The sequence below is a fragment of the Streptococcus nakanonensis genome (assembly GCF_059738785.1).
On sequence record NZ_AP027139.1, the window covers coordinates 2,073,128 to 2,088,320 of the forward strand.

Consider the following 15,193-nt stretch of genomic DNA (forward strand, 5'->3'; position numbering starts at 1 on the left):
CTGATAAAGATCTTGAGGATGTTTCCTCTTTACACTTACTAGTATACAAAATAAAGCGCTTTCTTGTTTATCAACTTTTTTTAATTTTTAAAAAAATGTGAGGAAATTGTGTGAATTTCACAAAAAAGACCTGGAACCACCAAGCCTTTTAAGTGAATAATAACTGACGAATAGCCGCCAAATCTTCCATATCCAAGTCATTTTTTAAATAATAAACTGGGGTCTGTTCCTTCTTATGAATCGGGTTATTGGTAACCAGCAAATCATAATGGCGAGTTCGGTCATAGGCTTCAATGGTAATAAAACGATTGTATTCCAAATACCGTTTCAAAATGGCTGCCATCCTTGAAAAGACAAGAAAACCAGATGTCAAATCCAGACCAATTCGCATATGCTGGCCACCATTTTCAGCCATATATTCGATCAACTGCAGCCATTCCCAGAGAATTTTCTTATCCAAATCCGTCCCCTGCTGAAAGGCAGGTAGAGCATGAAAAATCTCCTCTGCTGTCCCCTTAAAATCATGTTCCATCAGTAAATATGGATGACGATTCTCTAACTGATACTTGTAGCGATCCTGTAAAATATAACCCTTATAGAGATAGACTTGAGCACAAAGCTGGCTAAGTTCATAGGTGACATGGTCCTCTGTGTAGTCCCCCAGCAGCTCCTCCTTCTTCATTTCTTGAATCAATTGCGTCAGCAAATCTACCAACTGCCCTCCAAAACCAAGGATGTACTCCATAGTATGAAGAGGAAGAATGCGATGAGACAAGAGGAAAGAGAAGAATATCATCATCTCACCATCCTCAGTTCCTAGAGGAAGGTGTTGCCCAGCAAAAAAGGACGGAGCCTTTCTCAGCAAACGAAGATAAAAGATATTGTCAAAATACCCTCGCATTTTCTCTTCTATGACTTGAAACTGACAGGCGTTGACCCGAAGACGCTGTTGACTGATATGAGCCCAGAGAATCAAGTCCAATTTCTGACCCGAAGACAAACTCGCACCGCAGATTTCTTCTAGTGTAGCAATTTCCTGCTTTCTCTCTGGTTTCTGCATGTGACCTTCCCACTCCTGACTGGACCAGACCTTGCGGAAAATACAAAAATAGAAATAGCGAATCTGATGCTCTGGACCTCGCCAACGTCCATTTTGGATGGATAAATCAAATTCTGACAAAATCTGATTTAAGCTAGCTAAGTGACGACCAAGCGTAGCCTCGCTAATCATCAATTCTTGAGCCAGCTGATGGGCTAAAAACTGTTGGTGGTAGAGAAGATAGACCAAAATCTGGTATTTAACAGCATTCTCCAAAAACAAGCTCCGGATATCTCTCCCCTTGGTAGCTGCACCGATTAACAGACTCAGATTTTCATCTTCTAAGGAGATAGTCAGCTCTAAACCACTTTCCAAAGTCTTGTCATTGAGCAGGGTGACATATTTGGTTAGGGTTGCTTTTGAAAATCCTGTTTCCTCCATTACAGCCTTGACGGTCGTCTGAGACTCTTGTAATAGAAAGGAAAGGATTGAAAATTGACCACACTCGGCTTTCTCCATCAAATCTCCTAAATACATTTGTTACCCCTTTCATTTTCTACCTTAAGCATAGCATAAATCTTAGAAATCCTGAAATAATCTGTTTCTCTTTTTATTTTCATGCTGATTTCCTGGTCCATTATCCTGAAAATCAGCAAACACACGGCTCCCCCTTTGGGCATTTTTATGCTAAAATAGTAGCTATGGATAAAATTATTAAAACTATATCAGAAAGTGGCGCCTTTCGTGCTTTTGTCCTTGACACCACAGAAACCGTCCGCACTGCTCAAGAAAAACACCAAACCCAAGCTAGCTCAACTGTAGCGCTTGGTCGAACTCTTATCGCTAGCCAGATTCTCGCAGCCAATGAAAAAGGAAATACCAAACTAACAGTGAAGGTACTGGGAACTAGCTCTCTAGGAGCCATTATCACCGTTGCTGATACCAAGGGGAACGTCAAAGGCTACGTTCAAAATCCTGGTGTTGACATCAAAAAGACTGCAACTGGTGAAGTCCTAGTTGGACCTTTTGTTGGAAATGGTCAATTTCTCGTTATCACAGACTACGGCATTGGAAATCCTTATACTTCCTTGACCCCACTCATCTCTGGAGAGATTGGGGAAGACCTTGCCTTTTACCTGACTGAAAGCCAACAGACCCCTTCTGCAGTCGGTCTCAATGTCCTTTTGGACGAGGAAGACAAGGTCAAGGTTGCTGGTGGTTTCCTAGTTCAAGTCTTGCCGGGAGCCAAGGAAGAAGAGATTGCTCGCTTTGAAAAACGCATCCAAGAAATGCCAGCTATCTCAACTCTTCTAGAAAGTGAAGACCATATCGAAGCCCTCCTCAAGGCAATCTACGGGGACGAGGCCTACAAGCGTCTTTCTGAAGAAGAAATCCGTTTCCAATGTGACTGTAGCCATGAGCGCTTTATGAATGCTCTTGCCAGCCTTCCAAGCTCAGACTTACAGGAAATGAAAGAGGAAGACCACGGAGCAGAAATCACTTGTCAATTCTGCCAAACTACTTACAACTTTGATGAAAACGACCTGGAGGAACTCATTCGTGACAAATCTTAATACACCTTTTATGATTGGCAATGTTGAGATTCCCAATCGTACTGTTTTAGCACCCATGGCTGGTGTGACTAACTCAGCCTTTCGGACCATCGCAAAAGAACTCGGAGCGGGACTCGTTGTCATGGAAATGGTCTCTGACAAGGGAATCCAATACAACAATGAAAAAACTCTACATATGCTTCATATCGATGAAGGCGAAAACCCTGTCTCTATCCAACTTTTTGGTAGTGATGAAGACAGCCTAGCACGCGCAGCAGAATTCATCCAAGAAAATACTAAGACCGATATCGTCGATATCAACATGGGCTGCCCAGTTAACAAAATCGTAAAGAACGAAGCTGGTGCTATGTGGCTCAAGGATCCAGATAAGATTTACTCTATCATCAACAAGGTCCAATCTGTCCTTGATATTCCACTTACTGTCAAAATGCGTACCGGCTGGGCCGACCCATCTCTGGCAGTAGAAAATGCCCTCGCTGCTGAAGCAGCAGGTGTTTCTGCCCTTGCTATGCACGGCCGTACCCGTGAGCAAATGTATACAGGTCATGCAGACCTTGAGACCTTGCACGACGTAGCTCAAGCTCTGACCAAGATTCCCTTCATCGCCAACGGTGACATCCGTACGGTCCAAGAAGCCAAACAACGTATCGAAGAAGTCGGTGCTGACGCAGTCATGATTGGCCGCGCTGCCATGGGAAATCCTTACCTCTTCAACCAAATCAACCATTACTTTGAAACAGGAGAAATCCTCCCTGATTTGACCTTTGAAGACAAGATGAAAATCGCCTACGAACACTTGAAACGTTTGATTAACCTCAAAGGGGAAAACGTAGCAGTTCGTGAATTCCGTGGCCTCGCTCCTCACTACCTCCGTGGAACATCTGGCGCAGCCAAACTCCGTGGAGCTATTTCACAAGCTAGCACTCTGGCAGAGATTGAAGCTCTCTTGCAGTTGGATAAGGCTTAATAGATTAAAACCCGTAACTCTCTTAAAGTTTACGGGTTTTTCCTTGAGTTATATACAAGTAATGTCTATATGAAATTAGTCATTCTCCGTCTTTTTTCCTTTTAATAGATAAACACCTACTAGAGATATAAGACCTAAGAATTCCATAAGCAACGTTGACATTGTTCCAGTTGATGGGAGCGCTCGCTTATCTTTTTTATCTGAATTTGAACGATTTTCACTCATTTGATTTGCTTTATCAGCAAGAAGAACCATTTCCTTATCATCAGATTGAGTTTTTCTTTCCCTATTTGCCTCTGGCTCGGTAGCCATTTGTTTTTTAGGAAGTGTTTTAATCGCAAATAAGCTGAAATGACTCGTTTTGAAAACGACTTGCCCATTTTCAACTGTTGATGGGAGCAACTCCAATTCTCCGTTTTCTTTCACATGGTAAACTTGAATCTCAGAATCAATATTACCAATTGCAAGACGAACTACTCTCTCTCCCTTCACATGGGTTTCTTTTCCATCTTTTGAAAGGGAAATATCAAATATGCGCACTGTTCCTTGCCCTGTTTGACGGGTAACATTATCAATCATTTCTTTTGTTGTTACCTCTTTAAGATTGACAGAGTCTGCTTCTGTAGCAGTTTCAAACATAACAGTAATCTTGGTATTTCCATTTTGAGTTGTAAATACCTTTTGAACAGTAGATGTCGGTTGAGATGAGAGAGTAGGAGAAAGACTGTTAGATCTTGTAGGAGATGAAGAATTTGTCTCGTTTCCTGATGGTTTACTTGGGGTAGATTGTTCTACTTCTTGCTCTTTTTCTGGAGATTTTGGTTTAGTGGAAGCACTAGAACTTCCTGAAGAGCTAGTGGAACCGGAGTGACTTCCTGCAGTGGATCCTGATGGGTTCTGCTCTTTTTCAGCAGGTTTGCTTGGAGCAGGTCGCTCTGGTTTTTCTGGAGTTTCTGGTTTAGTGGAAGCACTTGAACTTCCTGAAGAGCTAGTGGAACCGGAGTGACTTCCTGTGGTTGAACCTGATGGATTCTGCTCCTTTTCAGCAGGTTTGCTTGGAGCAGGTTGCTCTGGTTTTTCTGGAGATTTTGGTTTAGTGGAAGCACTAGAACCTCCTGAAGAGCTAGTGGAACCGGAGTGACTTCCTGCAGTGGATCCTGATGGGGTCTGCTCTTTTTCCGCAGGTTTGCTTGGAGTAGGTTGCTCTGGTTTTTCTGGAGTTTCTGGTTTAGTGGAAGATCCTGAATTTGACGAAGAAGATAAGCCCTTTTTAAAGTTAGACAAAGCTTCATCTAGTTTTGATTGACTTTCTGTAACCAGATTCTGTAGTTGGGCTTTTTGGGTTGAGTCATCTAATTTATGCAAATACGTTTTTTCAATATCTTTTAGCTTTTTAATTAGCTCTACAGTATTGATATGTTGCTCTTTTTCTAAATTTTTCTTGATGTCATCCAATAAGCCTGTTAGATGTTTAGTAACTGCAGCCTTTGCCTTATCTCGCTCTAAGCTGATTTCTCTATTTTGATGAGTAGCTATCAGTTCATCAATTGCCTGTTTAGATTTTTCTATCAGAGCTTCCACTTCTTCTTTACTCGAAGCACTCTCAAATTGCGTACTATATTCGGATAAAGTCTTTTGAGACGCCAACAAGAGGTCTCCAAACCAAAAAGCAGCTGGATTTAATTTTGTTAAACGACTTTTTCTATAATTATCCAAAGTTGTTTTAGCTGTTTCTTTAGCTTCTTTAAGATTTGTCTCCGTAGTTTTTTCAGTAGAAACTATATTTCCTCCTTGATTTTCTACTTTTGGTGGAGTTGGATTATTATGTTCTTTTCCAGAAGGTGAATCAGAATCTAATCCTTGATTCGCAGGCTTAGTCGTATCACCTCTACCATTAGAAGAATTAGAATTTCCTGATGGTTCACTTTGTTGATTTGATAAACTATTCTTAAAGTCCTCTACCAACTTATCTAGCTCACTTTGTCCTTTTTGTCTCATCTGTTCCACTTCTGCCTCATCATAAGCTTCATCAAACATACTTTGATACTTTCGGACAATACTTTTAACACCCTCTACTATCTCCCCGATTTTAGAATTATCTTGTTTTTCCAATTTTGTAAGTTCGTCTAAGCGATGTTCCATATATTTAGATAGAAGTAACTTAGCTTGAACAACTGCCTCATTACGTTTAGTCTCACGTATTGTCCGAGCCTCATCATAAAATTGATTTTGTACGCTCGCTAATGTTGAATAGTCCTTCCCATCTTCAATTTGTTTTCTATAGTCAGCTTTTCTATCACTAGATAAATCCGTATCTTCCAACTCTTTTATCAACTGCTGCTTGTATTCCTTCAACCTATCTTGCCCACTAGATGTAACCATGGGGTTATTCCCACCACCAACCACTTCTGCATGGACTACTCCTCCTAAGAACAGACTAGCAACTACTACACTAGCTACTCCAATACTAAATTTACGAATTGAATAACGTACTTTTCTTTCACTTTTTGATGCAAACATAATTATTTCCTCCAATATTTTTCTTAACACTACTATATCATTTCAATATGAACTGTATATGAATTGAATCTTGTATTTATCTCTTTATGCTTCCATTTGGGATTATAACTTCATGTAATAACTTTTCCTCTTCAGCTATTCGTCGATACAAAATAACTGCATAAACTGGAAAAACTAAAACAAAAGTCATATAGGCATGACTCAGCAAGGTTAAGCCAATCAACTCAGGAAGGATATTTAAAAAGTAATTGGGATGTTTTACTGTCCTAAATAAGACATGATCCACAAACTTATGATTTGGTGCCAACATCAACTTGACTGTCCAAATATCCCCAAGCAGATGAATAACAAGTAGCAACATCAACATAGAAAATATCAGGAGCACCAAACCCACAACACTCATCATATTGAAAGACGGTCGATAGACTAGGGCTTCCATAAAACAAGCCATATAAAAAACAATATGAACCAAGGTAAGACGTTTGGTATTTTTAATGCCAAATTCTCGCCCACCATCCCTACGAAGCCGTTTTTCATTTGCAATTGATTTCTTTAGGAACAACAAGCGAATTAAAAATACACAGATAATGATTATTGCTATCATCACGATCCCCTTTCTTTACCACTACTGTAACATCTCTATGTTAACCCAATATGAATTGAAAAAGAAAAAGAACGAAAACTGATTCCGTTCTTTGATTTACTCTATCACTACCATTCAAACTATGCTTCCTTAAATTATCCTCAAGTAAGAAAAGAGTATCACTAAAAGCTAACTATCTGGTAACAAGCAGATTTTAAATTCCATCCCTTGTTCATAAGGCAAGAAACTATAGGACATACGATGACTTTCTAAGATATTCTTCACAATATAAAGACCCAATCCTGATCCTGTTTCTCTGTCTGTTACAATTTGTGAATGGTAAAAAATATCAAATAAATGTTCTAACTCTTCCTGATTCAACGGAGCACATGTATTCCTAATAGAAAGATAACCATCTTGCTCAGAAATAGTCACAATGCCAGATTGATCTGAGTATTTGATAGCATTACTGATAAGATTTGTCAAGACTTTATCCAAAGCCTTCAAACTCATCCTTACTTTTGTATCAGTAGTCAACTGATTATCAATCACAAGATTTTTAGAAAATGCCAATTCCTGATATCGAGACAAAACATCTGTCAAAACGGTATTTACCATTAAAATCTCACTGCACTCTGTCCATTCTTGAAATTTAGAAGATTCCAACACTTCCTCTAGCAAGAAACTCATCTGATCGATTTTATCAATACTCTTTTCAAGATACTTAGGATGATCTTTATAATCCCCCACATTGTATTGCATATTTTCTAAGATAATCCTGAGAGTAGCTAGAGGTGTCTTTAATTCATGTGATGCTCCACGGACAAAGGAAACCTTTTGATTTTGCAATTTTACAATTTGCTCATTGCGATTTTCCAACTCATGAATAACTTTCAACAAGTGCTCATACACACCATTAATCTGTTTTCCAACTTCCCCAACTTCATCTTTTCTGCTTTCATCAAAACGAATATTGTCATCCAAATCTTGCATCTTACTAGTCACTTCTGAAATGTAAAAAAGAGGATTGAGCAAGCGTTTCGTATAAAAATAAGAAAAAACAAAGGAAAAAGCAATTGTAACCAAAAATGTATAGGGGAGATACAAAAGCAAAATATTCTTTGCTTCTTTGTAGATATCCACTCCCTGCACAAACTGCACCGTTACCTGTTTACCATCTGCTGTACTAACAGTCTTATCTAACATCACGATATAATTTGATAGCTCTCCATCTTTAATATCCAAGTCATGCACAAGAGGGAGCCGCTTATCCAAGATATCTCTTTTAAGGTGAGCAGATATAGTCAAGGACTTTGAATAAGACTGGAGTAAGCTTGGAATTTCGTCAGCTGTCTTAGTCTTTAAATACTCCGTAAACACTCTTGCGCTCTCATTAAACTTTTCCCCCTCCAATTGAATATAATAAAAAGGAAAGGTCAGATAAATAGCTATATGAATGACTAGACCAACACCACCTAGAATTGCAAAACTTCTTAAAAAAGACTTGGTTAATAATTTAGGATTTTTTATCATAAGCTAATCTTATACCCAACATTTTTCACAGTCACAATGCAATCTAAAGCCAATTTTTTGCGAAGAGTACGAATATAGACATCAACTACCCTATCACAAGGTAAATCAGCTACATCTTTTGAAATTTCTTCCAATATCTGCTCTCTACTTAAAACTTGATTTTTATGCTGAATCAAACACTTTAGTACCAATAATTCCTTTGGTTTGAGATCAATTTCTTCATTTTTATAATGTGCTTTGTAAGAGGTAAAATCCACTGTTACATCCTGATATTGCCAAAGATCCTCTATGACGTAGTAACGTCTGATAAGCGCTTTAATACGCTTGGCAAGCAGTACCAAAGAAAAAGGCTTTGTCACATGATCATCAGCATAGAGATCAAATACCTGTGACTGAGTAGTTTCATCTCCCAGAGCACTCAAGACGATGACAGGAATATCGTGCTCTTGATTGATTTCTTTTAACACTTCAAAACCACTCTTCCTAGGCATCATTAAATCCAGTACCATGAGATGGATAGGGAGATCTTGAAATTTTTCCAAGGCCTCTTGTCCATCCTTAGCCATAATGACATGATAACCCTCTTCTGTCAGAAATGCTGCAATTCCTTCTCTAATCATTTCCTCGTCATCTGCAACTAAAATGTTCATCTCTCTCCCTTTCTACTACCAGAACTCCACACATCTATTTCCTGTATGTTATTTGAAAATTTCCTACCAGCCTATCATCTATGATAATGGAATGGATTTCATTTATCCGCTACTTGTTGTCAACAACAACGTAAATACAAGAAAATCATTTATCTTGCAGCTTAGTTTGATTTTTCAAATACCAGCTAGAACGGATTTGACATGCAAAAAAGAAACAGGTCTCTTTTGAAAGGATAAAAATTTCAGATAAGACTGCTCTTTTTCTACTACACACGCTCTAAGACAAATACGATGGAGGGTAATAAACATATGAATTTTGGGTTGAATAGTGAAAACCACGGATCCTTTAGAAGCTATAGGTTTTAGTTTCATACTCTTCGAAAATCTCTTCAAACCACGTCAGCTCTATCTGCAACCTCAAAACAGTGTTTTGAGCAACCTGCGGCTAGCTTCCTAGTTTGCTCTTTGATTTTCATTGAGTATCACTCCACTGTGACTTATGGTCAGATGCTGATACTTTTATTCTTTTATACAATATCAAATTTTAACTGGCCTGCTTTGACACCAATCTTAAGTGTGCTACCTGCCACTAATTCTCCCTTAAGAAGAAGTTCTGCCAACTTGTCTTCCACTTCTGTTTGTAGGGTTCTGCGAAGTGGACGAGCTCCCATCTCTGGGTCATATCCTTGATTGGCCAACAATTTCAGTGCGGAAGCTTGTAATTTCAAGTCAATGCCTTTTTCAGCCAAACTTGCCATTAAAGGTTTGACCATAATCTTTACCACTTCCTGCATATGGTCGCTAGAAAGGCTATGGAAGACCACCTTTTCATCAATACGGTTGATAAACTCAGGTCTATAAGCTTTTTTCAGCTCTTCAAACATTCGTTTTTCCATATTTTCCTGATCAAAACGAATATCCTTAGCTCCAAAACCGACGGTCTTGTCATCCCGAAGGGCTGTCGCACCAAGGTTTGACGTCATGATGATAATGGTATTTGAAAAGTCAACCTTGCGGCCCTTGCTATCGGTCAAAACACCATCATCCAAAACCTGCAAGAGAACATTAAAGATGTCTGGGTGGGCTTTTTCTACCTCATCAAAGAGGAGAACAGAGTATGGTTTGTTGCGAACCTTCTCTGTCAACTCCCCACCTTCTTCATACCCCACATAGCCTGGAGGAGCTCCATTGAGACGGCTGGCTGCGAATTTCTCCATATACTCACTCATATCAAAGCGGATAAGGGCTGATTCGTCGTCAAAGAGAACTTCCGCCAGAGCCTTGGCCAATTCGGTCTTACCGACACCTGTAGGCCCTAGGAACATAAAGGAACCAATCGGACGCTTGTGACTACGAATCCCTGACTGGTTGCGGCGAATCGCACGGCTAATGCTTGAAACAGCTTGATCTTGCCCGATAACACGTTTGTGCAATTCAGCTTCCAGATTCAGGTATTTCTTAGCATCAGTCTGAGTCAGTTTTTGGACTGGAATTCCTGACAAGCGACTCAAGGTAGTCAAAATATCAGACTCTGTCACCAAGTCTTTATAGACAGGCACTTCCTCTTCTTTTGCGATTAGCTGGGCTGCCTGTTTCCACTTGCCATCCATCAAGGCCTTGTCAGCTGGACTCAAACCTAAATCGTCTGCTTTTACATTCTTAGCCTTATTTTGCACTGTTGCTGCTGCTTCATCTAAGAGGTCGATAGCAGAGTCTGGCAAATGACGACTCGTCAAGTAACGATGGGCCATCTTGACCGCTGTTTCAACCGCTTCATCTGTGATTTGCACACGGTGATGCTTCTCATAAGTCGCCTTCAAGCCTTGTAAAATGGTCATGCTGTCGGCCACACTTGGCTCTTCAATCGTTACTTTAGCGAATCGACGAGAAAGGGCCGCATCTTTTTCAATGTGTTTTTGGTACTCTTCCTGAGTTGTCGCACCAACCGTTCTCAAAGTTCCACGCGCCAAGGCTGGCTTCAAGATATTGGCCGCATCCAGAGTTGAGTCAATTCCACTCCCAGAACCCATGATGGTATGAAGTTCATCGATAAAGAGAATGACTTGGCCATCTTCTTCAATATCCTTGATGATATTGTTCATGCGTTCTTCAAAGTCACCACGGAAGCGTGTCCCTGCCACGACATTCATCAAATCAAGCTCTAACACGCGCATCTTAGCCATTTCCGCAGGCACGTCACCACTAGCAATACGCTGGGCAAGACCAAGTGCCAGAGCAGTTTTTCCGACACCTGCATCCCCAACCAAGACAGGATTGTTCTTGGTCTTTCGACTCAAGATTTGAATCATACGTGAGATTTCCTTATCCCGACCGATGACTGGTTCTAACTTGCCAGAACGCGCTTGCTCTGTCAAATCATGCGTATAGTCCTCAAGACCACCGCTCGGAGTCTGCGGCATGCCCATCATATTAGCCATAGAATTTTGCTTGTCAGCTACTGTACGATGACGTTGGCGTAAAGCCTTGAGATCTTCACGAGTCCAACCTGCCCGTTCTTCTAAATTTCGACGTAGGGCAGCAATCTTGACCTGATCTTTCTTGTCTTCATAAGAAAAACCAGCCCTTTCCAAGATACGAGTCGCCAAGGCATTGCCATCATGCAAAATCGCATAAAGGAGGTGCTCTGTCCCTAGCACCTTAGCATGGACCACTGACGCTACATATTCTGCTTCATCAAAGAGAACCTGCAAACGATGGGAGAACGGCAATTCCGTATAGGTTTCATCCTGGCTATAGTCCGTTTCAGTCAGTTCCAAAGCGACTTCTTCTAAACGGTCTATCTCATATGGATAATCATTTAAAGTTGCCCCTGCCACACTATAACTGTGATTGGACATGGCAATCAACAAGTGCCAAGACTCTAGATAACAAGCTCCAAAATGGCCAGCCACCATGTAGGCACTTTCGATACATTCATTCAATGCTTTTGAATAGTTCATCTTACTTCCCTTTTCTATCTACCTCTTGTATGACCTGTCGTAGCATATTAGCACGAACAACTGGAGCTTCTTCTCCTAGAACGCGATCCAAAGCTACTGATACTAGCAAATTCATCTCCTGCTTGGTCATCAATTCCTGCTCAACCAAAAGCTGCAGAATATCTTCATAAATTTCTTGACTGACCCGCTCACCAATCGAGTAAAGCAGTTCTCGGAGCATTTCATGATGACTAGAAAACTCAATCCGTCCTATACGAATATAGCCTCCGCCCCCACGCTTACTTTCAACCAAGTAGCCTCTACTTTCCGTAAAGCGTGTCTTGATCACATAGTTAATCTGACTGGGAACAACCTGAAAAGTATCTGCCAACTGACTCCGTTGCAACTCCACAATTCCAGATTGATCTAAAATCGCCTTGATGTAGGCCTCAATATGATCCGATGTATTTTTAAATCTCATTACAAACCCACCTCTCTCTTTAAACCTTGACTATCTTTGACTATTATACCGAAATTTTCTCATTTTTAAAAGAAAAAGGGCGCTGGTAAAGGATAATCTTCACCAACTCCCTATTTTTCTACTTATCTAAGCCTAATTCTGCCAAGATTTGACGTTTGTAGGCAATCTTTTGGACTTCCTTGTCCTCATCTTCAGACCAATCTAGTTTAATTTCTGAAACAATCTGCCCAGGGCGATTTTTCAAGATATAAATGCGGTCGCTGAGACTGAGGGCCTCCTCGATACTATGCGTGATGATCAAGGTTGTGAGCTGCAACTGCTTGTGAATCTCAAGGTACCAAGCGTGGAGTTCCATCTTGGTCATCTCATCCAAGGCGCTAAAGGCTTCATCTAAGAGAAAGAGCTTGTGTCCGAAAAGGTAAGTTCGAAGCAAGGCTACACGCTGACGCATCCCGCCACTGAGTTCATGAGGATACTTGTCCCGTACAGCTGTCAACTGGAAGGTCGCAAGAATGTCATCTGCGCGAGCAATAGCTTCTGCCTTATCCACCTTTTGAATCAAGAGGGGCAGAATGATATTACCAAGCACCGTCTTGTGCTCCAAGAGCAGATCCTTTTGCAACATATAACTCACGCGCCCCTTGGGATTTTCTTCACCATCAAGGACAATTCTCCCTGACTGAACTTCTAAAATCCCCGCAATTAAGTTGAAAAGCGTAGTCTTACCAACACCACTTGGGCCTAAGATAGAAACCACTTCTCCTGAAGTCACCTGCAGGTTAATGTCCTCTAAAATCCTCTCTTGACCATAGGCATAACTGACGTGTTCTAGTCTAATCTCTGTCATTATTTCACAAATTCGTTGGTGAAGCCTTTGTCTGTCAAGTCTTCTTTAAGGATACCATTTTCTTTATCCCATTTGTAGAAGGCATTCCAGCGAGCTGCATCAAATTGACCCCATTTTTCCTTGTCGCTTGCGTATTCTTTTGACAAGTATTTTTGAGATTCGATGACAAAGTCACGTTTTTCCTTGAGTTCAGGTGCATTTTTGATGAGGATATCAGCTGCTTCTTCTGGATGCTCCATAGCATATTGGTAGCCTTTTTTGATAGCTTGGATGACTTTACGAGCTTCTTCTTTGTTATCTTTCAAATAGTCGTTGTTTGCGATGATAACTGGTGAATAGTAGTCAAATTCTTTAACGTAGTCTTTCAAGTACATGAAATTAGCATCTACACCTTGAGATTTTGCAAGGATACCATCCCATCCATAGTAGATCCAAGCAGCATCAAAGACGCCATTGGCAATCGGTGTGATCGAGTTTGAATCGTTATTTGGTACTTTTTCGACCTTCTCAAAGTCTCCACCTTGAGATTCTACCAAGGTTTTCAACATAGCCAGTTCCGTTGGGTCATTCCAGGTTCCGTATTTCTTACCAACCAAGTCTTTTGGACTAGCTACATTGTCAGATTTACGAGAGATGATTCCTGATGTATTGTGTTCAACAATAGCTGCAACGGCAGTAATTCCTGCCCCTTTTTCCAATTTTTTAGCCATGTAATCTTGGAAATAAACTGCAAATGGTGCCTTTCCGTTAATAACCAAGTCAGAAGAACTTTCTTCTGGTGGCAATTTCAAGTCAACATCCACTCCAGCTTCTTTGAAATAACCTTTTTCCTTGGCAACATAAAGCCCTGTGTGGTTGGTATTTGGTGTCCAGTCTAGGATAAAGTCAATCTTCTTAAGTTCTGCTTCCTTATTATCCTTAGAAGCAGTTCCTTGGCCACAGGCCACAAGCACAACAGCTACAAAAGCTGTTACAAGCGTTAAAAACACTTTCCATGTTTTTTTCATTTTGATTTCCTCTTTTCTTTTTGAAACATTCTAATTCTACGAACGTTTCCATTTAATAACATATTTTTCACTGATATCGACCAACTTCATACCAAGAAGACTGATAATCGATACCAGAATAATAATCGCGAACATGGTATCATACTGAAACAGTTTCTTGGACTGAATCATGTAGACACCTAGTCCTTCAAAGCCTCCCAACCACTCAGATACCACTGTTGTGATAAAGGCGTAGGAGACACTGACCCTCAGACCTGCATAAAAGTAAGGCAGGCTGACTGGAATTTTAAAATGCCACAGGATTTGCCAAGGCTTGGCCCGCATCAAACTAAACAAGGTCAGCATATCCTTGTCACAATGCCTAAAACCGTCCAAAATACTGACGATGATAGGAAAAGTTGTCGTCAAAATAATCAAGACAATCTTGGGCAGAATCCCATAACCTAGCCACAAGACCAAGATAGGAGCTATGGCAATGGTCGGAATGGTCTGAACAACCACCATCATAGGGTAAATCAGGTCATTGAGCCAAGTTAAACTATCCATAAGTACAGCCATGAGACAGGCAATCAAGACTCCCAAAATCAGTCCCAATAAAGCCACTCTCAAGGTCGCCCAGCTATGGTGCCAGAGAAATTCTCTGTCACGAACAAAGGACTGGAGAATTTCAAGAGGTGTCGGCAGGATAAACTTGGGGAGAAGTTTAAGAAAACCTGCTAACTGCCAGATTGACAAGACTCCCAGAAAGCCCAATAGACTAATGTGTCGTCTCAGTATACTTTTCAAGTTTCTCATCAATACTTAAAATCTCTCCTACATTTATTTTGACATTGGCAAAGACATTATCTGCCTCCTGCCCTGCCACTTCCAGCGCTTCTTTTAGAATGCGCATAAGCTCATCAAACTCCCCTTCCAAGACCGTTTCAAATGGTGTCACCACCATGGTCACTTCTTGAACTTGCAGATAAGCAATGACCTGATCGATAACAGCTATCCGATCAATCCCCTGTGCTAGGGGTAAAACTTGCAAGGCAATGCTTGCTTTCATAAAAA

13 protein-coding genes are annotated in these 15,193 nt (G+C 40.6%); 2 read left to right on the forward strand and 11 right to left on the reverse strand.

Annotated elements, in window-relative coordinates; all coding sequences use genetic code 11:
- Positions 1 to 148: 148 nt before the first annotated feature.
- Positions 149 to 1,576, reverse strand: a complete 1,428-nt coding sequence (locus AC6I9F_RS09760; RefSeq protein WP_498021986.1) for a helix-turn-helix domain-containing protein — start codon at positions 1,574 to 1,576, stop codon at positions 149 to 151.
- A gap of 164 nt (positions 1,577 to 1,740) precedes the next feature.
- On the opposite strand from AC6I9F_RS09760, the gene hslO reads away from it, so the two are divergent.
- A complete protein-coding gene (gene hslO / locus AC6I9F_RS09765; protein ID WP_498021988.1) occupies positions 1,741 to 2,613 on the forward strand; it encodes an Hsp33 family molecular chaperone HslO in 873 nt (290 codons plus the stop codon).
- The gene (dusB, locus tag AC6I9F_RS09770; RefSeq protein WP_033678731.1) at positions 2,600 to 3,580 is read left to right on the forward strand and encodes a tRNA dihydrouridine synthase DusB; all 981 of its coding nucleotides are present in this window, start codon (positions 2,600 to 2,602) and stop codon (positions 3,578 to 3,580) included. Before hslO ends, dusB begins: the two co-directional genes overlap by 14 nt.
- A gap of 75 nt (positions 3,581 to 3,655) precedes the next feature.
- Here dusB and AC6I9F_RS09775 read toward each other — a convergent pair whose 3' ends face one another.
- The 10 genes from AC6I9F_RS09775 to AC6I9F_RS09820 form a co-directional block, all read right to left on the reverse strand.
- Entirely contained in the window at positions 3,656 to 6,100 is a 2,445-nt protein-coding gene (locus tag AC6I9F_RS09775; protein WP_498021990.1) for an RICH domain-containing protein, read from the reverse strand.
- A gap of 76 nt (positions 6,101 to 6,176) precedes the next feature.
- On the reverse strand, positions 6,177 to 6,704 hold the full coding sequence (locus AC6I9F_RS09780) for an isoprenylcysteine carboxyl methyltransferase family protein (protein WP_173253007.1): 528 nt from the start codon (positions 6,702 to 6,704) through the stop codon (positions 6,177 to 6,179).
- A 168-nt stretch (positions 6,705 to 6,872) separates the two neighbouring features.
- Positions 6,873 to 8,216, reverse strand: coding sequence for a HAMP domain-containing sensor histidine kinase (locus tag AC6I9F_RS09785; protein ID WP_498021992.1), 1,344 nt, complete (start codon positions 8,214 to 8,216; stop codon positions 6,873 to 6,875).
- Positions 8,213 to 8,866: a two-component system response regulator RR06 gene (gene rr06, locus AC6I9F_RS09790; RefSeq protein ID WP_049513297.1), complete on the reverse strand. Its 654-nt coding sequence runs from the start codon at positions 8,864 to 8,866 to the stop codon at positions 8,213 to 8,215. Before rr06 ends, AC6I9F_RS09785 begins: the two co-directional genes overlap by 4 nt.
- Before the next feature lie 527 nt (positions 8,867 to 9,393).
- Entirely contained in the window at positions 9,394 to 11,826 is a 2,433-nt protein-coding gene (locus AC6I9F_RS09795; RefSeq protein ID WP_498021994.1) for an ATP-dependent Clp protease ATP-binding subunit, read from the reverse strand.
- 1 nt (position 11,827) lies between these two features.
- On the reverse strand, positions 11,828 to 12,286 hold the full coding sequence (locus AC6I9F_RS09800; RefSeq protein ID WP_001211279.1) for a CtsR family transcriptional regulator: 459 nt from the start codon (positions 12,284 to 12,286) through the stop codon (positions 11,828 to 11,830).
- Positions 12,287 to 12,404: 118 nt separating this feature from the next.
- Positions 12,405 to 13,133, reverse strand: coding sequence for an ABC transporter ATP-binding protein (locus AC6I9F_RS09805; RefSeq protein ID WP_485740747.1), 729 nt, complete (start codon positions 13,131 to 13,133; stop codon positions 12,405 to 12,407).
- Positions 13,133 to 14,140: an ABC transporter substrate-binding protein gene (locus tag AC6I9F_RS09810; protein WP_498021997.1), complete on the reverse strand. Its 1,008-nt coding sequence runs from the start codon at positions 14,138 to 14,140 to the stop codon at positions 13,133 to 13,135. The genes AC6I9F_RS09805 and AC6I9F_RS09810 overlap by 1 nt, the downstream gene beginning before the upstream one ends.
- Before the next feature lie 36 nt (positions 14,141 to 14,176).
- Positions 14,177 to 14,935 carry an ABC transporter permease gene (locus tag AC6I9F_RS09815; RefSeq protein ID WP_001245134.1) on the reverse strand — a complete coding sequence of 253 codons (759 nt, stop codon included), beginning with the start codon at positions 14,933 to 14,935 and terminating at the stop codon, positions 14,177 to 14,179.
- Positions 14,898 to 15,188: a thiamine-binding protein gene (locus AC6I9F_RS09820; RefSeq protein WP_000647665.1), complete on the reverse strand. Its 291-nt coding sequence runs from the start codon at positions 15,186 to 15,188 to the stop codon at positions 14,898 to 14,900. The genes AC6I9F_RS09815 and AC6I9F_RS09820 overlap by 38 nt, the downstream gene beginning before the upstream one ends.
- Between the last annotated feature and the right edge of the window lie 5 nt (positions 15,189 to 15,193).

Bases quoted from the DNA above. Each gene is read 5' to 3' on its own strand.
- AC6I9F_RS09760 (WP_498021986.1), bottom strand. From the start codon at position 1,576: ATGTATTTAGGAGATTTGATGGAGAAAGCCGAGTGTGGTCAATTTTCA.
- hslO (WP_498021988.1), top strand. From the start codon at position 1,741: ATGGATAAAATTATTAAAACTATATCAGAAAGTGGCGCCTTTCGTGCT.
- AC6I9F_RS09775 (WP_498021990.1), bottom strand. From the start codon at position 6,100: ATGTTTGCATCAAAAAGTGAAAGAAAAGTACGTTATTCAATTCGTAAA.
- AC6I9F_RS09780 (WP_173253007.1), bottom strand. From the start codon at position 6,704: ATGATAGCAATAATCATTATCTGTGTATTTTTAATTCGCTTGTTGTTC.
- AC6I9F_RS09785 (WP_498021992.1), bottom strand. From the start codon at position 8,216: ATGATAAAAAATCCTAAATTATTAACCAAGTCTTTTTTAAGAAGTTTT.
- rr06 (WP_049513297.1), bottom strand. From the start codon at position 8,866: ATGAACATTTTAGTTGCAGATGACGAGGAAATGATTAGAGAAGGAATT.
- AC6I9F_RS09795 (WP_498021994.1), bottom strand. From the start codon at position 11,826: ATGAACTATTCAAAAGCATTGAATGAATGTATCGAAAGTGCCTACATG.
- AC6I9F_RS09800 (WP_001211279.1), bottom strand. From the start codon at position 12,286: ATGAGATTTAAAAATACATCGGATCATATTGAGGCCTACATCAAGGCG.
- AC6I9F_RS09805 (WP_485740747.1), bottom strand. From the start codon at position 13,133: ATGACAGAGATTAGACTAGAACACGTCAGTTATGCCTATGGTCAAGAG.
- AC6I9F_RS09810 (WP_498021997.1), bottom strand. From the start codon at position 14,140: ATGAAAAAAACATGGAAAGTGTTTTTAACGCTTGTAACAGCTTTTGTA.
- AC6I9F_RS09815 (WP_001245134.1), bottom strand. From the start codon at position 14,935: ATGAGAAACTTGAAAAGTATACTGAGACGACACATTAGTCTATTGGGC.
- AC6I9F_RS09820 (WP_000647665.1), bottom strand. From the start codon at position 15,188: ATGAAAGCAAGCATTGCCTTGCAAGTTTTACCCCTAGCACAGGGGATT.